General features: G+C 68.8%; 15 protein-coding genes and 2 pseudogenes. 10 read left to right on the forward strand and 7 right to left on the reverse strand.

The features are described 5' to 3' along the window. The first annotated feature begins 28 nt into the window (after window positions 1-28). From recA to OJJOAM_RS13085, 9 genes and pseudogenes are all read left to right on the forward strand, one after another. On the forward strand, window positions 29-1,081 hold the full coding sequence (recA, locus tag OJJOAM_RS13045) for a recombinase RecA (protein ID WP_422648185.1): 1,053 nt from the start codon (window positions 29-31) through the stop codon (window positions 1,079-1,081). Window positions 1,082-1,230: 149 nt separating this feature from the next. Continuing rightward, window positions 1,231-1,698 (forward strand): recombination regulator RecX, encoded by a 468-nt coding sequence (gene recX / locus OJJOAM_RS13050; protein WP_149316811.1) that lies wholly within the window; start codon window positions 1,231-1,233, stop codon window positions 1,696-1,698. Between the two features lie 322 nt (window positions 1,699-2,020). Beyond that, window positions 2,021-2,702, forward strand: a pseudogene (locus OJJOAM_RS13055) (DUF2889 domain-containing protein). Window positions 2,703-2,804: 102 nt separating this feature from the next. Continuing rightward, window positions 2,805-3,972, forward strand: a pseudogene (gene sucC / locus OJJOAM_RS13060) (ADP-forming succinate--CoA ligase subunit beta). 73 nt (window positions 3,973-4,045) lie between these two features. Next, on the forward strand, window positions 4,046-4,927 hold the full coding sequence (gene sucD, locus OJJOAM_RS13065; RefSeq protein ID WP_422648186.1) for a succinate--CoA ligase subunit alpha: 882 nt from the start codon (window positions 4,046-4,048) through the stop codon (window positions 4,925-4,927). 309 nt (window positions 4,928-5,236) lie between these two features. After that, window positions 5,237-5,932: a TerC family protein gene (locus tag OJJOAM_RS13070; RefSeq protein ID WP_150083306.1), complete on the forward strand. Its 696-nt coding sequence runs from the start codon at window positions 5,237-5,239 to the stop codon at window positions 5,930-5,932. Between the two features lie 318 nt (window positions 5,933-6,250). Next, window positions 6,251-6,781, forward strand: a complete 531-nt coding sequence (locus tag OJJOAM_RS13075; protein WP_422648187.1) for a pilin — start codon at window positions 6,251-6,253, stop codon at window positions 6,779-6,781. 199 nt (window positions 6,782-6,980) lie between these two features. Continuing rightward, a complete protein-coding gene (locus tag OJJOAM_RS13080; protein ID WP_422648188.1) occupies window positions 6,981-8,780 on the forward strand; it encodes a Wzy polymerase domain-containing protein in 1,800 nt (599 codons plus the stop codon). A 181-nt stretch (window positions 8,781-8,961) separates the two neighbouring features. Further along, a complete protein-coding gene (locus OJJOAM_RS13085; protein WP_422648189.1) occupies window positions 8,962-9,891 on the forward strand; it encodes a hypothetical protein in 930 nt (309 codons plus the stop codon). A gap of 154 nt (window positions 9,892-10,045) precedes the next feature. Here the strand turns inward: OJJOAM_RS13085 and moaC are convergent, their stop codons facing one another. Next, entirely contained in the window at window positions 10,046-10,522 is a 477-nt protein-coding gene (moaC, locus tag OJJOAM_RS13090; RefSeq protein ID WP_422648190.1) for a cyclic pyranopterin monophosphate synthase MoaC, read from the reverse strand. Between the two features lie 161 nt (window positions 10,523-10,683). On the opposite strand from moaC, the gene OJJOAM_RS13095 reads away from it, so the two are divergent. Next, window positions 10,684-12,609 carry a M48 family metalloprotease gene (locus tag OJJOAM_RS13095; protein ID WP_422648191.1) on the forward strand — a complete coding sequence of 642 codons (1,926 nt, stop codon included), beginning with the start codon at window positions 10,684-10,686 and terminating at the stop codon, window positions 12,607-12,609. Between the two features lie 193 nt (window positions 12,610-12,802). Here OJJOAM_RS13095 and OJJOAM_RS13100 read toward each other — a convergent pair whose 3' ends face one another. The 6 genes from OJJOAM_RS13100 to OJJOAM_RS13125 form a co-directional block, all read right to left on the reverse strand. Continuing rightward, window positions 12,803-13,480 carry a DUF2946 family protein gene (locus OJJOAM_RS13100; RefSeq protein WP_422648192.1) on the reverse strand — a complete coding sequence of 226 codons (678 nt, stop codon included), beginning with the start codon at window positions 13,478-13,480 and terminating at the stop codon, window positions 12,803-12,805. Window positions 13,481-13,672: 192 nt separating this feature from the next. After that, entirely contained in the window at window positions 13,673-14,665 is a 993-nt protein-coding gene (locus tag OJJOAM_RS13105; protein WP_422649587.1) for a YheT family hydrolase, read from the reverse strand. A 118-nt stretch (window positions 14,666-14,783) separates the two neighbouring features. Further along, window positions 14,784-15,224, reverse strand: a complete 441-nt coding sequence (locus OJJOAM_RS13110) for a YybH family protein (RefSeq protein ID WP_422648193.1) — start codon at window positions 15,222-15,224, stop codon at window positions 14,784-14,786. Between the two features lie 181 nt (window positions 15,225-15,405). Beyond that, the gene (gene waaF / locus OJJOAM_RS13115) at window positions 15,406-16,428 is read right to left on the reverse strand and encodes a lipopolysaccharide heptosyltransferase II (protein WP_149316822.1); all 1,023 of its coding nucleotides are present in this window, start codon (window positions 16,426-16,428) and stop codon (window positions 15,406-15,408) included. Between the two features lie 184 nt (window positions 16,429-16,612). Continuing rightward, the gene (locus tag OJJOAM_RS13120) at window positions 16,613-16,807 is read right to left on the reverse strand and encodes a zinc-finger domain-containing protein (protein WP_006575845.1); all 195 of its coding nucleotides are present in this window, start codon (window positions 16,805-16,807) and stop codon (window positions 16,613-16,615) included. Window positions 16,808-16,897: 90 nt separating this feature from the next. Then, window positions 16,898-17,818: a branched-chain amino acid transaminase gene (locus OJJOAM_RS13125; protein ID WP_149316823.1), complete on the reverse strand. Its 921-nt coding sequence runs from the start codon at window positions 17,816-17,818 to the stop codon at window positions 16,898-16,900. Window positions 17,819-18,008 lie beyond the last annotated feature (190 nt).

Here is an 18,008-nt window from a genome sequence, read left to right on the forward strand (position 1 = left end):
TTTATACACCATTGACGGAAGGACGACCATGGATGACGGCAAGAAGGCAGCTGGCGTGAGCGCCGAGAAGCAGAAGGCGCTGGCCGCCGCGCTGGCCCAGATCGAGAAGCAGTTCGGCAAGGGCTCGATCATGCGGATGGGCGACGGCGAGGTCGAGCAGGACATCCAGGTGGTGTCGACCGGCTCGCTGGGCCTGGACATCGCGCTGGGCGTCGGCGGCCTGCCGCGCGGCCGGGTCGTCGAGATCTACGGCCCGGAATCGTCGGGCAAGACCACGCTGACGCTGCAGGTGGTCGCCGAGATGCAGAAGCTGGGCGGCACCTGCGCGTTCATCGACGCCGAGCACGCGCTGGACGTCAACTACGCCAGCAAGCTGGGCGTCAGCGTCAGCGATCTGCTGATCTCGCAGCCGGACACCGGCGAACAGGCGCTGGAAATCACCGACGCGCTGGTGCGCTCGGGCTCGGTCGACCTGATCGTGATCGACTCGGTGGCGGCACTGGTGCCCCGGGCCGAAATCGAAGGCGAGATGGGCGACGCGCTGCCGGGCCTGCAGGCCCGCCTGATGAGCCAGGCGCTGCGCAAGCTGACCGGCACCATCAAGCGCACCAACTGCCTGGTGATCTTCATCAACCAGATCCGCATGAAGATCGGCGTGATGTTCGGCTCCCCGGAAACCACGACCGGCGGCAATGCGCTGAAGTTCTACGCCTCCGTCCGCCTCGACATCCGCCGCATCGGCTCGATCAAGAAGGGCGACGACGTGATCGGCAACGAGACCAAGGTCAAAGTGGTCAAGAACAAGGTGTCGCCGCCGTTCCGCGAGGCCTTCTTCGACATCCTGTACGGCCAGGGCATCTCGCGCCAAGGCGAGATCATCGACCTCGGCGTGGACGCCAAGATCGTCGAGAAGTCGGGCGCCTGGTACAGCTACAACGGCGAGAAGATCGGCCAGGGCAAGGACAATGCGCGCGAATTCCTGCGCGAGAATCCGGATATCGCCGCCGAAATCGAGAACAAGGTCCGCGCCGCCCTCGGCGTGGTGCCGATGAACGGCACGCCGGCGCTGGCGGAAGAGTAAGCGGGGTGTGCGGCGCCGACGGGCTCGGCTTCGCCGGGCCTGCGAGCGCCGCGTTCCCTCTCGCTCCACCCTCTCCCGCGAGCGGGAGAGGGGAGTCCCGCCTCCGCTGTTCCCTGCCTCCCGCTCATCCGCCGTTCTCCCCCAACGTCATGCCCCGTCCTCCGCTGTCCCTGAAAGCGCGCGCGGTCGGCTATCTGTCGCGCCGCGAGCATAGCCGCGCGGAACTGGCCCGCAAGCTGGCGCCGCATGCCGAGTCGCCGGAGGAACTGGAGCGCCTGCTCGATACGCTGGAGCGCGAGAACTGGCTGTCGAACGCCCGCTTTGCCGAGAGCCTGGTGCACCGGCGCGCCAGCCGCTATGGCGCTTCGCGCGTCATGCAGGAAGCCCGGACCCACCAGCTCGACGGCGAGCAGCTGGCCGACCTGCAGCAGCAGCTGCGCGCCACCGAGCTCGAACGGGCGCGCGAGGTCTGGCGCAAGCGCTTTGGCGTGGCGCCGGCCACGCCGGAGGAGAAGGCCAAACAGCTGCGCTTCCTGACGGCGCGCGGCTTCTCCCAGGCGGCGATCAGCCGGGTGATCCGCGACGCCGAGCGGCCGCCGGACGAAGAGGGCGAGTGAAAGACCGATGGAACGGCGTGCCGGAGCGGCAGGCGTGCAGGATGTGATGCAGCCGCCGCGTTATTCCGGCGCGTCCGTCCGACGCGTCCGTCCGACGCGGTAGTGCGGCGCCGTAGTCCGCCGCCGTAGTCCGCCCGGTCAGTCCGATCATCCGCGCCGACAATCGGGCTCGACATTGCGCACATCCGGGTATTCCCGGCCAATGCGGTCCGGCATGTTAAACTCCACGAGTTTTCCGCAAGCGCGGCGCGAATTCGTGCGCCCGCAGCAAATCGTCTTCAGGCCGGTTCCGCCGCGCCTTCCCTTGTCACAGCCTGGTGCCATGCCGCTTTCCGCCCCCCGTCAATCGCGCCCTGCGTCATCGTCGCGCCATCACGGCCGAGGCGTATCTCCGCGAAGACGGCCTGTGGGACATCGAGGCCCGGCTCACCGACACCAAGCCCCGCGACATTCCGCTGGCAGGCGGCGGCGTGCGGCCGATCGGCCAGCCGCTGCACGACCTGTGGCTGCGCGTGACCATCGACCTGCGCATGAACGTGGTCGACGCCGAGGCCTGCTCCGACTGGGTTCCCTATCCCGGCCACTGCGACACCATCGGCCCGGCCTACCGCCAGTTGATCGGCCTGAACCTGATGAAGGGCTTCCGCAAGGCCGTGCGCGAGCGCCTGGGCGGGGTGGCCGGCTGCACCCATCTGACCGAACTGGCCGGGATCCTGCCGACCACGGCAATCCAGGCCTTTGCTGGCGACGTCTTCAAGATTCGCGACGGCGCCAGCGACGACAGCAATCCCGAACCGCCCTACCAGCTGCATGGCTGCCATGCGCTGCACTTCGAAGGCGAGGTGGTTCGCCAGTTTTATCCGCGCTGGTACGGACACCAGCCGAAACCGAGAGTCCGGGCCGATGCGCCGCCGGCCTCGCCACCGCAGTCACCGCAGGCCCCGCAGGCGATTGCCGACGACGACGGCGGCGCCTCGCACCGGTCCACCGGAACCTCCGGGTGAGGTTCCGGGATCCCCACCGAGATCTGGACCTCTCCCGCTTTATCACCACGCTTTACTACCCGGCTTTTCTACCCATTTACGCCTACCCGAAAGGAAACACGCATGAATATCCATGAGTACCAAGGCAAGGAAATCCTGCGCAAATACAATGTGCCGGTTCCCCGCGGTATCCCCGCATTCTCGGTCGAAGAAGCGCTGAAGGCGGCCGAACAGCTTGGCGGCCCGGTGTGGGTCGTCAAGGCGCAGATTCACGCCGGCGGCCGCGGCAAGGGTGGCGGCGTCAAGGTGGCCAAGAGCCTGGACGAGGTCAAGACCTACGCCAGCAACATCCTGGGCATGCAGCTGGTCACGCACCAGACCGGTCCGGAAGGCAAGAAGGTCAACCGCCTGCTGATCGAAGAAGGCGCTGACATCAAGAAGGAACTGTACGTCAGCCTGGTCGTGGACCGCGTGTCGCAGAAGGTCGCGCTGATGGCCTCGAGCGAAGGCGGCATGGACATCGAGGAAGTCGCCGCGCAGACCCCCGAGAAGATCCACACGCTGATCATCGAGCCGTCGATCGGCCTGACCGACAAGGACGCCGACGACATCGCCCGCAAGATCGGCGTGCCCGACGCCAGCCTGTCGCAAGCCCGCCAGGCGCTGCAGGGCCTGTACAAGGCGTTCTGGGACACCGACGCCTCGCTGGCCGAAATCAACCCGATGATCCTGACCGGCGACGGCAAGGTGATCGCGCTCGACGCCAAGTTCAACTTCGACTCGAACGCGCTGTTCCGCCACCCGGAAATCGTCGCCTACCGCGACCTGGACGAAGAAGATCCGGCTGAAATCGAAGCCTCGAAGTTCGACCTGGCCTACATCTCGCTCGACGGCAATATCGGCTGCCTGGTCAACGGCGCCGGCCTGGCGATGGCCACCATGGACACCATCAAGCTGTTCGGCGGCGAGCCGGCCAACTTCCTCGACGTGGGCGGCGGCGCCACCACGGAGAAGGTGACCGAGGCCTTCAAGCTGATGCTCAAGAACCCCAACGTGCAGGCCATCCTGGTCAACATCTTCGGCGGCATCATGCGCTGCGACGTGATCGCCGAAGCGCGTGATCTCGGCCTCGAAGGCGGTGCAGCTCGGCGTGCCGCTGGTCGTCCGCATGAAGGGCACCAACGAAGACCTCGGCAAGAAGATGCTGGCCGAGTCGGGCCTGCCGATCATCTCCGCCGACACCATGGAAGAAGCGGCCCAGAAGGTGGTGGCCGCGGCCGCAGGCAAGTAAGCCAGACGCGAAACCGAAAGCGAGCGGCGTGGCGCCGGGCGCCCGCCGCGACAGCCAAGCAAAGGATTACAGCATGTCGATTCTGATCAACAAAGACACCAAGGTCATCACCCAAGGTATTACCGGCAAGACCGGCCAGTTCCACACCCGTGGCTGCCGCGACTACGCCAACGGCAAGAACGCCTTCGTCGCCGGCGTGAACCCGAAGAAGGCCGGCGAGGACTTCGAGGGCATTCCCATCTACGCGAGCGTCAAGGACGCCAAGGCCCAGACCGGCGCCACCGTGTCGGTGATCTACGTCCCGCCCGCAGGCGCCGCCGCCGCGATCTGGGAAGCCGTGGACGCCGACCTGGACCTGGTGGTCTGCATCACCGAAGGCATTCCCGTGCGCGACATGATGGAAGTCAAGGACCGCATGCGCCGCGAAAACAAGAAGACGCTGCTGCTCGGACCGAACTGCCCGGGCCTGATCACGCCGGACGAAATCAAGATCGGCATCATGCCGGGCCACATCCACAAGAAGGGCCGCATCGGCGTGGTGTCGCGCTCGGGCACGCTGACCTATGAAGCCGTGGGCCAGCTGACGGCGCTGGGCCTGGGCCAGTCGTCGGCCGTCGGCATCGGTGGCGACCCGATCAACGGTCTGAAGCACATCGACGTGATGAAGATGTTCAACGACGATCCGGACACGGATGCGGTCGTGATGATCGGCGAGATCGGCGGTCCGGACGAGGCCAATGCCGCCCACTGGATCAAGGACAACATGAAGAAGCCGGTGGTCGGCTTCATCGCCGGCGTGACGGCGCCTCCGGGCAAGCGCATGGGCCACGCCGGCGCGCTGATCTCGGGCGGTGCCGACACGGCGCAGGCCAAGCTGGAGATCATGGAGTCCTGCGGTATCAAGGTCACCAAGAACCCGTCGGAAATGGGCCGCCTGCTGAAGTCGATCCTGTAATACAGGCCGGGACCGGCTTTGCCGGTCCCCTCCGCCGGCACCGTGGTCCGCTGCGGTGCCCCCTGCAATGCCCTCGCTCCCCCGCGAGGGCATTGTCGTTTTGACGCCACTACAGCGGCCAATAGATCATTCTCTGATGTATTTGCCGGTTTGTTGAAATCAAAACGAAAGGTTGCTGCGGTACATCTCAATGTCTTGGGCGTCAGACATCCGAAAGGCCGCAGTCGCGGACGGGCAAGCCCCGTTGCTGGCTGTCCCTGATACCCCGTCTTCATTCCAATTCCAATATCGACTTCGAGGAGCCACGCAGTGGAATTGCTGTCGTCCACCACGTTCTGGATCGCCCTGGGATCCATCATCCTGACCAATATCGTGCTGTCCGGCGACAACGCCGTCGTGATCGCGCTGGCCTCGCGCAACCTGCCGCCGGCGCAGCAGAAGCGCGCGATCTTCTGGGGCAGCGCCGCCGCGATCATCATGCGCGTGGTGCTGACCGTCGCCGCGGTCAAGCTGCTGAGCCTGCCGTACCTGAAGATCATCGGCGCGATCCTGCTGGTCTATATCGGCGTGCAGCTGCTGACCGGCGATGACGACGAGGAAGGCCACGACGCCAAGGACAATATCTGGGCCGCGATCCGCACCATCCTGATCGCCGACCTGGTGATGTCGCTCGACAACGTGGTGGCGGTGGCCGCGGCCGCGCAGAAGGGCCCGGAGGGCAGCCAGCTGCTGCTGCTGGTGATCGGCCTGGGCCTGTCGATTCCGCTGATCGTGTTCGGCAGCACGCTGCTGCTGAAGGTGATGGAACGCTTCCCCGTGATCATCGTGGCCGGCGCCGCGCTGCTCGGCTATCTGGCCGGCGAGATGCTGGTCAGCGATCCGGTCGACGCCGCCTGGTTTGAAGTGCACGTGCCCCATGCCCACCTGGTGTTCGGCGCCATCGGCGCGATCCTGGTGGTGGTGATCGGCAAGCTGATGCAGAAGCGAGGCGCGCAGACCGCCTGACGCCCCGCCCGGCGCGCTCGCCCGTCTTCGGGCGGGCGCGGCCATGCGAACCCAGCCCGGCACGCGCCAGCGTTGCCGGGCTTTTTCATGCGCGCGTTCCATGCCGGCGGTCGGGGCCAGCAGTCGAGGCGAACAGGCGCGGCGAGCAATCGGGGTGAGCAATCGGGGTGAGCAATCGGGGTGAGCAATCGGAGACAGCGATATCGGCACGAACGGTGCGGGCGGGCAACGCCTCGATGCCAAATTTTGTGAATGGACGACGAAGCGCGGTCCGCCCGCCCGATACTGTCGGCCTTCCAACCGTTCGGGAGTCGCTCCATGCCAGTCGCCGCACGCTTGCCGCGGGGCCGCCGCGTCCATCGTCTCCATCGCCTCCATCGCCTCCATCGCGCCTTCACGCTGATCGAGCTGATGGTGGTGGTCGCCATCATCGGCATCCTTGCCGCCATCGCGGTGCCGCAATATCGGGACGATACAATTCGGGCCAGGCTGTCGAGCGTGCTGACGGCGGCCGCGCCCCTGAAGATGGCGGTCAGCCTGTGCGCGCAGGAAGCGGGCGGTGTGCTCGACGATTGCAATGACGACAACGCGGCCGCCGCGATTCCGCCGTTCGCGCGGAACCGCGAGATCGCGCAGGCGACCGTCAGCGGTCCGGGCGTGATCACGCTGACGCTGGCCGCCGGCGGGCTCGGCGCCGGGGTCGACGGCAGGGACATCACGCTGCGGCCATCGGTCAACGCGACCTCGGTCAGCTGGGAGATCGGCACCACGATCGAGAACGCGGTCGCCAGGCAGTATGTCCTCAGGAACAGCCAGTCGCCCGCCGATACATCGCAGGCGAGGGCGTAGTCGGGCAGCGGCGCCGGTGTCATGACGGATGACGCCAGCCATGCCGGACCGCGCAAGGATCATCTCGGCCACGCGCCCATGGGCGCGTCGCCTTCGTTGGGAATCGAATGTGAATTTGCGCAGGAATGTTGCGCTGGAGTTGGCGTGCCCACTGTTGGCAATGGCCGTCGCGTTGCCGCCGCTCGTCTCCAAACACACCTTGCCGCTGGCCACCTTCTACGGCGAGTGGGCGTCGGCGCTGGCCTTCGTCGTGCTGGTGCTGTGGTCCACCGCGCTGCGCGCCGCCGGGGGTGCCGCCGCTGGTGCCGCCGGGGGGTGCCGCCGCTGGTGCCCGCCCTGGTGCCCCCCAATGCTTCCGCGGCCCCCCGGCGGCGTTCCCCTCGTGGCCGCGTTCTGCCTCTGGCTGATCGCGCTGGGCACGGGCGCCACGCTGGCGGGCCAGCCGGACGTGACCGGCAGCCGCAGCCTGACGCTGGCGGCCTTGCTGCTCGCCAGCGCGGCGATCTGGGCTGGCCATCGCTATCGCCGCGCGCTCGACGCTGACGCAGTGCTGACCGCGTTCGCGACGGCCTGGCTGGCGGCCGGGCTGTTCGGCACGCTGGCCCAATGGGTGCAATTGTTCCGGCTCGAGGGCGACAGCTTCGGGCTGGTGTCCGACTACTTCTACGACGCCAATCGCCGGCTGTGGGGCAATCTGAACCAGCCCAACCACCAGGCGACCGTGCATGGGCTGGCGCTGGCGGCGTCGGTGTGGCTCGCCTCGCGCGGCAAGCTGCGCGCGCTGCCGTGGCTCGTCGCGGTGGCGCTGATCGAGAGCGGCGTGGTGCTGTCCGGCTCGCGCACCGGCGTGCTGCACGTGGGCCTGGCCGCCTGCCATGCGCTGGTCGCGGCCTGGCTGGCGCGCTCCGCGCAGGACGCGGCGCCGGCGTCGGGGCGTTGGTCCTTGCGTGCGCCCGCCGGGCTCGTGGTTGCGGCCGCCGCGCTGGTGGCGATGCTGATGCTGCTGCAGCCGGCGATCAAGGCGGCGGGGCAGGCGTTCGGCTGGTCGCTGTTCGACACCATGGCGCAACTGCAGGCCGGCGACCAGATTTCCGCGCGCGGTGCGCTGTGGGGCCATGCGTGGGCGATGTTCGTCGCGCATCCCTGGTTCGGCGTCGGCTGGGGCGAATTCGGCTGGGCACAGTTCGAACAGCTGGCGCGGCTTGGCATCACCGTCGAGATGTCGCTGCACGCGCATAACGCCGTGCTGGACCTGCTGGCCAAGACCGGGATCGTCGGCACCGCTGGCGTCGCGCTGTTTCTGGCGGCCTGGCTATGGCGCGTGGTGCGCGCGCGGCTGTGGCGTGCCGATACGGCGGAACGCGCCCGCACCGCGGCGGCGCTGACGTGGCTGGCGATGCTGTGCGCGCACTCGATGCTCGAATACCCGCTGCACTACCTGTATTTCCTGCTTCCGTTCTGTTTCCTGCTGGGATGGCTCGAGCCCGCCGCGATCGCGGTCACCCGCTTGCCGCGCCCGCTGGCCGTGGCCGCGCCCGCGGTGGTCGGCGTGGCGGCGGTCCTGGTGCTGGCGACGATGTGGCAGGACTACCGCCGCGTCGAGGCGCGCGAGTACGCCAGCACGGCGCGGGTCGACGCCTTGCCGGCGCCGAAGCTCTGGTTCGGCCAGCACGCGGAGGCGCACCGGGCCGAGCTGGCGCCGCTGACCGCCGACGGGGCCGATGCGTGGCTGCCGCCGCATGTCGCCGCGATCCACCTGTTGCCGACCCCCCACGATGATCGCGCGCGGGGCCTGGCTGCTGGCGCTGAACGGCGAGCCGGAGCGGGGCCGGGAATGGCTCCAGCGGCTGCGCTACTACTATCGCGGCGACGAGGCCGCCCAGTTCGCCCGTGTGGCCGGCTATTGCGAGGGCGTGGACGTTGCCCGCCGGCCGCGCGAATTCTGCGAGTGGGTCCAGCGCCGCCGGGCCGCCACACCGATACCACGGTAGGGCGGTAGACCGAAGGAGGAGCGCCGCGCTGCGGCAAGCCACGGCGGCCCTCGTTTCCGGGGAAGCGCCGGCGGGCGGCATTTCATCCGTCGGCACGATTTGTCACGCCAGTTCCGGCCCATAGACTCGCCCGGTGCCTGTGTCACACGGGAGAGACGAATGCGGACTGGCAAGCGAAGGATCCTGACGATGGCTGTCCTGGGACTGGTGGCCGTCATCACCACCGAGGTGCTGGCGCGCGCCGGCCTCGGCCTGGGCGATCCGCCGCTCTATCAGACCGATCCGGAAATCGAGTACCTGCTCAAGCCCAACCAGCGCGTGAAGCGCTTCGGCCATCGCTATGTGGTCAACCGCTTCGGCATGCGGTCGGAAGATTTCGAGCCGAAGAAAGGCGCGGCCGGGGAGAGGCGCGTGCTGGTGTTCGGCGATTCGGTCGTCAACGGCGGCGCGCAGGTGGACCAGGGACGCCTCGCGACCGAGCAATTGCGGGTGCGGCTGGGCCAGACCGGCCAGGTGGCGACCGTGGGCAATGTGGCGGCATTCAGCTGGGGACCGGGCAACTGGCTCGCCTACGCGCGGCGCTTCGGCTTCCTCGACGCCGATACCGCGATCATCGTCGTCAACGGCGCCGACTATGGCGATGTGCCGACCTTTGCGCCGCTGCGGCCGGATACCCATCCCTCGCAACCGCCGCTGTCGGCCCTGCTTGAGGGCGCCACGCGCTATCTGCCTGCCTATCTCGGGATGGACCAATCGCCGGGACCGGTACGCGAATCGACCGATGCCGATCGCGCCGCCTCGCTGCGCGACCTGGCCGAACTGTTCGTGATGGCCAGGCGCGCCGGCGTGCAGGTCCGGCTGGTACAGCACTACGAGCGCGACGAACTGGACGGCGCCGGCCTGCCCGCCGGCCTGCAGGCCTTCTCCCGGCTGTGCGAGGAATACGAGGTGCCGGTCATCAGCATGCGCGAGGCCGAGCGGCGCGCACGCGATGTGGCCTATCTCGACGACATCCACCTGAGCCCGGAAGGACAGGACCTGCTCGCCGACGCGCTGCTCGCCGCGGCCAATCTGCCCGCCGGCGGCCGGCACGTCGCCGCGTTCGGCCTGCGCCACTAGCGGGGGGCGCGGGGGGAGCCGGGGGAGCCGGGAGCCGGGGAGCCGGGGAGCCGGGGAGCCGGGGGAGCCGGGGAGCGGGGGAGGCGGGGCCGCGCAGCGTGCTGGCCTGGCCCTGGCCGCATTACCCCTCTTACGGGGCGTTTCGGTGCCTGCCTTACTCCGCCACCCAATCCCCCGACTTGCCGCCATGCTTCTCCAGCAGGCGGATGCCGCCCATCACCATGCCGCGGTCGGCGGCCTTGCACATGTCGTAGATCGTCAGCAGCGCGACCTGCACGCCGGTCAGCGCTTCCATCTCGACGCCGGTCTGGCCGCGCGTCTCGGCGCGGACGGTGCAGTGCACGGAACTGGCCGCCTCGTCCAGCGCGAAGTCGAGCGCGACCTTGGTCAGCGCCAGCGGATGGCATAGCGGAATCAGGTCGGCGGTGCGCTTGGTGGCCATGATGCCGGCGATGCGCGCGATGCCGAGCACGTCGCCCTTCTTCGCGGTGCCGTCGCGCACCAGCGCGAAGGTTTGCGGCGCCATCGTGATGGTGCCGGTGGCGATCGCCACGCGGTGGGTGGCGTCCTTGCCGCCGACATCCACCATATGCGCCTGGCCGGCGGTATCGAAGTGAGTGAGCTTGCTCATGATTGGCGTCGCAGGGTTGGCGTCGAACGGTTGCCGTCGAAGGGTTGCCGTCGAAGCGGGAGGGGATCGAAGGAAATCGCAGGAAATCCGGAAAGGCAGGACGCAGGGCAGGCGCGGCCGCCTGGCGCGGAACGGTCGCGCCAGGCCGCTATCATAGCAACATGCTGATTTTCCGCCCCGTCGCCCGGCGCGCTCCGCTCGCCGATTTTTGCGCCGATCTTCGCACCGATTCCCGTGTCGATCCGGGTGCCGACCTCCGTGCCGATTCCGGTGCCGATCTCGACGCCGATCGCGGTGCTGATCCCCGTGCCGATCTTCGTGCGGAGCCCGGTGCCGAGCGCCGTGCCGCCAGGCGCTCGCGCTCGGCGCCCGCATCGCGCCATGGCGGACTCCATCTCGCCGCGCTGCGTCGCCCGCTGGCCGCGCTGCTGATGCTGGCGCTGGCCACGCCGGCCTGGCCGCAGGCCGCATCGGCGCCGGCGGACAAGGCGGTACCGACGATCGCGCCGCCGCTGCTGGGTCTGCCGGGTGACGCCAGCGATCAGGTCTACGACAACCTGAACCGCAGCGTGAAGGCCGGGCAGAAGTCCGACTTCGGCCTGCGCAGCGGCAACCCGGTGGTCGAGAGCAACGGCATCCAGCTGCCCGACATGGGCGACCCGTCGACCGCGGCGCTGTCGCCCGACATGGAGAAGCGGCTGGGCGACCGCATCATGCGCGACATCCGCCGCGATCCGCAGTACGTCACCGATGCGCTGCTCGCCGATTATCTGAACGCGCTCGGCTACAAGCTGATCCAGGCCGCGCGCCGCCAGAACCTCGCGGGCACCACCGGCGGCGGCACCTTCGCCACGGGCTTCGAGCTGTTCGCCGTGCGCGATCGGACCATCAACGCGTTTGCGCTGCCCGGCGGCTATATCGGTGTGCATACCGGCCTGCTGGTGCAGTCGGACACCGAGTCGGAACTGGCATCGGTGCTCGGCCACGAGATCGGCCACGTCACGCAGCGGCATATCGCGCGCGGCATCACCAGCCAGGATCAGTCGATGTGGATCGCGCTGGCGTCGATGGTGCTGGCCGGGCTGGCCGCGACCCGCAGCCCCGACGCCGCCGCCGCGCTGGCGATGGGCGGGCAGGGCGCGGCGCTGGCCAACCAGCTGTCGTTCTCGCGCGGCGCCGAGCGCGAGGCCGACCGCGTCGGCTTCCAGATCCTGTCGGCCGCCGGCTTCGATCCGCAGGGCATGCCGGATTTCTTCCGCCGGCTGCAGCGTGTCACCGGCATTTCGGAGAGCTCGGTGCCGTCCTATGTGCGCACCCACCCGCTGACTTCCGAGCGGATTGCCGACATGCAGGACCGCGCCAGCCATCTGCCGGCGCGCAAGGTCGGCAGCACGCCCGAGTACGAATTCGCGCGGGTGCGCGCGCGCATCCTGCAGGAAGCCAATCCCACCGATATCCAGAACGCGCGCGCCGCGCTGCAGGCCCAGTTGTCCAGCGCATCGCCGATGCGGCAGCCGGCGATCTACTACGGCATCGCCTTCGCCGAGCAACGGCTGGGCCGGCTGGTGCAGGCCGAGCAGGCGCTGGCCGAGGCGCGCCGGCTGTACGGCAATATCCCCGGCGCGTCATCGGGCAGCCCGATGCTCGACGTGATGGCGATCGAGCTGGCGCGCGCGCAGGGCCGCGTGCCCGACGCGGTCCGACAGGCGCTGGCCTCGATGAAGACCTTCCCGCTGTCGCACGCGGTCGCGCTGTCGTATGCGGAGACGCTGTTGGGCGCGGGCCGCGCCGAGGAACTGGTGACCTTCCTGCGTTCGCGCACCCGCGAGGAGAGCGCGCGCTCGGAATGGTGGGAGCTCCTGGCGCGCGCCTACGCGGCGCAGGGCAAGCGCGTGCAGCAACATCAGGCGCTGGCCGAGAAATACGCGCGCGACGGCGCCTATCAGGCCGCAATCGAACAGCTGCAGATCGCGCGCAAGGCCGGCGACGGCGACTTCTATACGCTGTCCGAGGTCGATGCCCGGCTGCACCAGCTCGAGCGGCAGTATCGGGAAGAACGGCAGGACAACAAGGGCATGCCGAACTGAGGCGCTGCGGCTGCAGCGGCCGCAGCCGCAGCCGCAGCTGTAGCCGAAGCCGAAGCCGCAGCTGTAGCCGAAGCCGGTGCCGGTGCCGGTGCCGGTGCCGGTGCCGGTGCCGCAGCCGCAGGCACAGCTATAGCCAAAGCCAAAGCCGAAGCGGAATCCGCAGCGGCCGCCGCCGCGCGCGCCATCCCGCGCTTCAGCGGGACGGCGGCGGTTCCTGGGCCTGCTGCTGCGGTGCCGGCCGCGGCTGCCGCACGAAGCCGAAGCGCCGCGGCACCTCGGCCTCGGCGATCGGCTCGATCGGCAGATCCTGGCCGCCGAAGTGGAAGACGCCAAGGTCCGTGCCGCATGCCTCGCCGTGCCAGTCGCAACTGCCGCTGAATGCATCGAGATCGTGGTCGTGCAGCAGCGCGACATGAAGCGCGTTCCTGCCCTCGTTCCTGCCCTCGTTCCTGCCCTCGTTCCTGCCCGCGTTCACGCCTTCGCTCCCGCCCTCATTCCAGCCCTCGATCTCGCCCACCAGCACCACGTTGCCGTGCTCGTCGGCATGGCAGGACCGCGGCGTGAAGGCCCGCTGCGAGGTGGTGTGGAATTGACCCTGATGCAGCCGCACTACCCAGGGCGCATAGGCGAGCTCGACGAACACGCGCTGCGGCCCGTTCTGGAAGAACCAGGCGCCATGCTCGTCGCACACGTAGTTGCGTTCGATAAAGGCCACCAGCGCGGGATGCCGCAGCGGATCGCCGGACAGGCCATGCTGCTGCGCGTACTCGTTGCGGATGCGCCATTGCCCGCGCCGGTCCAGCGCGAGCCAGCCATAGCAGTAGGGGACATTGGGCCAGCGGGCCATCGCCTGCTTGACGATATCGTCCATGCTCGTCTCCTGTTGAACTCCTTGCCTGCGCGGCTGGCGGGCTCGTTGCAATACACCCGCCCGTAGCGGGCCGACAGAAGGGCCGCACCAGGCCGGCCGCAGGCCCGCAGCAGGCCTGCACCAGGCCCCCCAATACGCCCGCAATACGCCCGCTATACGCCGCAATACACTACGTTCCCAGCGTAGACCCTGTCAGCCCAGGCTATCGAAGAATCGCAGCACGCGCGCCGGCAGCCAGTCGGTATGGCCGCCGCCCGGCAGCAGCGAGGACAGCGGCAGATGGCGCCGCCAGTCGCGCGGCGGCGCCAGAAATCCCACGTGTCCGCCATGCTCGGGCTGGTCCAGCAGCACCAGCCCGCTGACGTCGCGCGGGCCCGGCAGATAGCGCGCCGGCAGGAAGGGGTCGTTGCGCGCGTTCAGCACCAGCGTCGGTACCGCGATATGGCGCAGCACCGGCTTGCTGGCGGCGCGCGCCCAGTAGTCGTCGGTATCGCGAAAGCCGTGCAGCGGAGCCGTGACCACGTTGTCGAAGGCATAGAGGTCGCGGCTGGCCAGCAGCGCGGCGCGGTCGAACAAGCCCGGATACTGGGCCAGCTTGTCCAGCGACTTGCGCTTGAGCGTCTGCAGGAACATCTGCGTATAGACGCGGTTGAAGCCGCGCGACAGCGCCGCGCCGCCGCCCGCGAGATCGAGCGGCGCGGACACCGAGGCGGCCCCGGCCAGGAAGCCGGCGCTCGACTGCGCCTCGCCCAGGTAGCGCAGCAGCGCATTGCCCCCCAGCGAGATGCCCAGCGCGTACAGCCGCCGGCCATCGGCCGCATGCCGCTCGCGCAGCCGCCGCAGCACCCAGTCGATCTCGACGTAGTCGCCGGAATGGTAGAAGCGCGGCGCCAGGTTCAGCTCGCCCGAGCAGCCGCGGAAATGCGGGATCACGCCCTGCCAGCCGCGCTCGCGCAGCGCCGCCATCATCGACTGCGCGTAGTGGCTGGTCGAGTTGCCCTCCAGGCCGTGGAACAGCACCAGCAGCGGGGTGCCGGGCGCGATCGGGTGCGTGGTCCAGTCCAGGTCGATGAAGTCGCCGTCGGGGGTGTCCCAGCGTTCGCGGCGAAAGCTCACGCGCGGCCGGCGCGTGAGCCGGGCCGGGATGATGGTCTGGCTATGGCCGTCGCGCAGCCACCATGGCATGCGCGCGTGGGCGTCGAAACCGTGCGGGTCGGCCAGGGGCGAGGGCGGATGCCGGAGCAGGTCGGCGGGGCGGGACATGACGGCGGGTGGTCCGATGCCGGGCGCTTCCCCGGTCGGTTCAGTGCAGGGCCTGCTTGGCCGTCGCCGTCGAGATCGCGACCTGCGCGGCGTTGGCCGGGCTGCAATGGATATGCGCCAGGCGCCAGCCCTCGTGGTTCTGCAGCAGCACGTAGGTGGTGTGCACGTACAGGTCGGCCTCGACGCGGTCGGTGGCGAAGCGCAGCGCCTCGGTGACGTCGAAGATCGAGACGCCGAGCGTCGAATGGCTGCTGCTCTCGAGCACGTCGATCAGCACCGGCTGGCGGTCCAGCAGCTGCAGGAAGGCCTGGCGCAGATGCTCGTGGCCGATCAGCCGCTGGCCGTCGGGCATCACGCAGGTGATCGAATCCTCGTCCAGCCACAGCTTCAGCGCGCCTTCGGCATCGCGCAGCTTCAATGCCTCGCGAAAGGCTTCCAGGATGTCTTCGGCGGAATCGAACAGGCGGGCGAAGCGAGGCATGGCGGGATCGGTCGGTGGGCCCCGCCGGCAGGCCGGGCCATGAATCGAAGCCGTCCCGGTCGCCGGTGTCTGGCGGTGTGGGCCGGGACGGCCATCGCGGGTCAATCAACGGCGCGCCGGACGCGCCTGGCGGCGCCGGGTCGGCGCGCGCGGTTCAGCTGTTCAGTCAGCGGTAATTCCATCAGGGCCGGTGCAGCAGCTTGCGCAGCTCCACGAAGACCATTTCCGGCTCGATCTCCCGCAAGCAGCGCAGATGGCCGAGCGGGCATTCGCGCTGGAAACAGGGGCTGCACTCGAGCTGGAGCCACATGATACTCGCTGCCTGTGACAGCGGGGGCGTATGGCGCGGATCGCTGGAACCGAATACCGCGACCTGCGGCCGGTTCAGCGCGGCGGTCACGTGCATCAGGCCGGAGTCGTTGCAGACCGCCGCCTCGGACAGTGCCAGCAGGTCGACCGCGTCGTCCAGCGAGGTCTGGCCGCACAGGTTGCGCACGAAGGGCGCGCCGGCGCAGATCTCGGCGGCGATCTCGCCGTCCTTGGCCGAACCGAGCGTCACGATCTGCGCGTACGGGTACGAGCGGCGCAGCATCTGCGCCAGCTCGGCGAAATGCGCGGCGGGCCAGCGCTTGGCCGGACCGTATTCGGCGCCCGGGCAGAAGGCGATCAGCCGGGTCTGCGGCGCGATGTCGAAGCGCTCGGCGGTCTTGACCACGCGCGCCGGATCGACGCGCAGCCGCGGCTCGGGCAGGCCCTCGGGCAGCCGCGCGCCGGGTTTGAGCGCCAGCCGCGCATAGTGCTCGACCATCGGCGGACGCTTGTCCTTCGGCGGATTGGCGTGGCGGATGTTGAGCAGGCCGAAGCGCGCCTCGCCGCGATAGCCGACCCGCAGCGGAATGCCGGCCAGCCACGGGATCAGCGCGGACTTCAGCGAGTTGGGCAGCACGTAGGCGACGTCGTAGCCTTCGTTCTTCAGCTGCTGGGCGAACATCAGCCGCGCCGACAGCTGCAGCTTGCCGTGCGCCAGGTCGCTGGGAAACACGCGCCCGATCTCGGGCATGCGCGCGAGGACGGGCGCGACCCATTTCGGCGCGAGCGCATCGATGGCCAGACGCGGATGGCGTTGCTTGAGCAGCGCGAACAGCGGCTGCGCCATCAGGGCGTCGCCGATCCAGTTGGGCGCGATGACGAGGGCTTTGTTCATAAGCAAGGCGCCGCCGTGCCGCCCGGGAGGTGACCGGGGCGGCAGAGCGGCGAGAGCGAAACGGGGCGTTCGGCGCCGGCGGGCGAAGCGGCCCCTGCCGGTAAGGCGGTCGGGGCCGGCACCGCTTGCGGCGCGGGCGCGGACACGCCAGCGTGGCCGCGCGCGGGAACGGACGAGCGGGCGATCAGTGGTGGCCCTTGAGCACGGTGCCCGGCTTGAGCTGGTAGACGGTGCCGCAGTACGGGCACTTGGCCTGGCCGGTGTCCGCCACATCGAGGAACACGCGCGGATGGTAGTTCCAGGTCGGCGTATTGGGCGTGGGGCAGTGCAGCGGAAGGTCTTCGGCGCCGATTTCGACGACGTTTGCGGTTTGCGTCATGGTGTTGCGGGGTCAGTCTTGTCAGGGGGAGGGTTCTGGCTCGTGCTGCGAAGGCAGGCCCGGCGCCTGGGGCGGCCGGGCCCGCCGGCATCAGACCAGGGTCAGCCAGTGCTGGTATTTCTCGTTGGTGCCGCCGACGGCGGCGAAGAACGCGTCCTGGATCTGCTTGGTGATCGGGCCGCGGCGGCCTTCGCCGATGACGCGGTCATCGAGCTCGCGGATCGGCGTGACTTCGGCCGCGGTGCCGGTGAAGAAGGCCTCGTCGCTGCAATAGACCTCGTCGCGGGTGATGCGCTTCTCGCGGACTTCGATGCCCAGGTCGCGCGCGATCGTCAGCGTCGCGTCGCGGGTGATGCCGTCCAGGCAGGAGGCCAGGTCCGGGGTGTAGATCACGCCGTTGCGCACGATGAACACGTTCTCGCCGGAGCCTTCGCTGACATAGCCGTCGGTGTCGAGCAGCAGCGCCTCGTCGTAGCCGAGGCTGGTCGCCTCCTGGTTGGCCAGGATCGAGTTGATGTAGTAGCCGCTGGCCTTGGCGCGCACCAGCGACACGTTGACGTGATGGCGGGTGAACGAGGACGTCTTGACGCGGATGCCGCGCTCCATGCCTTCCTCGCCCAGATAGGCGCCCCAGGGCCAGGCGGCGATCGCCACGTGGATGGTGTTGCCGCGCGCGGAGACGCCGAGCTTTTCCGAGCCGATCCAGACCAGCGGGCGGATGTAGCAGGACTCGAGCTGGTTGGCCTTGACCACCTCGCGCTGCGCCGCCTCCAGGGTCGCCTGGTCGAACGGGATCTCCATCTGGAAGATCTTGGCGGAGTTGAACAGCCGGCGGGTGTGCTCCTTGAGCCGGAAGATCGCGGTGCCGGCCGGCGTCTTGTAGGCGCGCACGCCCTCGAATACGCCCATGCCGTAGTGCAGGGTATGGGTCAGCACGTGGATCTTGGCGTCGCGCCAATCGATCAACTTGCCATCCATCCAGATCTTTCCGTCACGATCGGCCATCGACATGCTCGTCTCCCGCAAAAACGTCAAAAAAGGTGCAAAGGCGACATTGTAAGCCCCGGCACACCCCGTGCCAACGCGGGGAGGTGGCGGTAAAGCGCCGCCAGGGCGGGGATCGGCGGAGATCCGGCCGATGTCGCGCCGGGCTTATATCGGCACGGCATACGCTCAAGCGAACTCAATCGTTTGGAAAGTG

It is taken from the genome of Cupriavidus sp. H18C1 (assembly GCF_049311595.1).
GTDB lineage: Bacteria > Pseudomonadota > Gammaproteobacteria > Burkholderiales > Burkholderiaceae > Cupriavidus > Cupriavidus cauae.

Excerpts from the sequence above, each read along its gene's own strand:
- recA (WP_422648185.1), top strand. The coding sequence starts at position 29 with ATGGATGACGGCAAGAAGGCAGCTGGCGTGAGCGCCGAGAAGCAGAAG.
- OJJOAM_RS13125 (WP_149316823.1), bottom strand. The coding sequence starts at position 17,818 with ATGTCGATGGCCGATCGTGACGGAAAGATCTGGATGGATGGCAAGTTG.
- OJJOAM_RS13110 (WP_422648193.1), bottom strand. The coding sequence starts at position 15,224 with ATGCCTCGCTTCGCCCGCCTGTTCGATTCCGCCGAAGACATCCTGGAA.
- OJJOAM_RS13095 (WP_422648191.1), top strand. The coding sequence starts at position 10,684 with ATGCTGATTTTCCGCCCCGTCGCCCGGCGCGCTCCGCTCGCCGATTTT.
- OJJOAM_RS13105 (WP_422649587.1), bottom strand. The coding sequence starts at position 14,665 with ATGCCATGGTGGCTGCGCGACGGCCATAGCCAGACCATCATCCCGGCC.
- sucD (WP_422648186.1), top strand. The coding sequence starts at position 4,046 with ATGTCGATTCTGATCAACAAAGACACCAAGGTCATCACCCAAGGTATT.
- OJJOAM_RS13075 (WP_422648187.1), top strand. The coding sequence starts at position 6,251 with ATGCCAGTCGCCGCACGCTTGCCGCGGGGCCGCCGCGTCCATCGTCTC.
- moaC (WP_422648190.1), bottom strand. The coding sequence starts at position 10,522 with ATGAGCAAGCTCACTCACTTCGATACCGCCGGCCAGGCGCATATGGTG.
- recX (WP_149316811.1), top strand. The coding sequence starts at position 1,231 with ATGCCCCGTCCTCCGCTGTCCCTGAAAGCGCGCGCGGTCGGCTATCTG.
- waaF (WP_149316822.1), bottom strand. The coding sequence starts at position 16,428 with ATGAACAAAGCCCTCGTCATCGCGCCCAACTGGATCGGCGACGCCCTG.
- OJJOAM_RS13085 (WP_422648189.1), top strand. The coding sequence starts at position 8,962 with ATGGCTGTCCTGGGACTGGTGGCCGTCATCACCACCGAGGTGCTGGCG.
- OJJOAM_RS13100 (WP_422648192.1), bottom strand. The coding sequence starts at position 13,480 with ATGGACGATATCGTCAAGCAGGCGATGGCCCGCTGGCCCAATGTCCCC.
- OJJOAM_RS13120 (WP_006575845.1), bottom strand. The coding sequence starts at position 16,807 with ATGACGCAAACCGCAAACGTCGTCGAAATCGGCGCCGAAGACCTTCCG.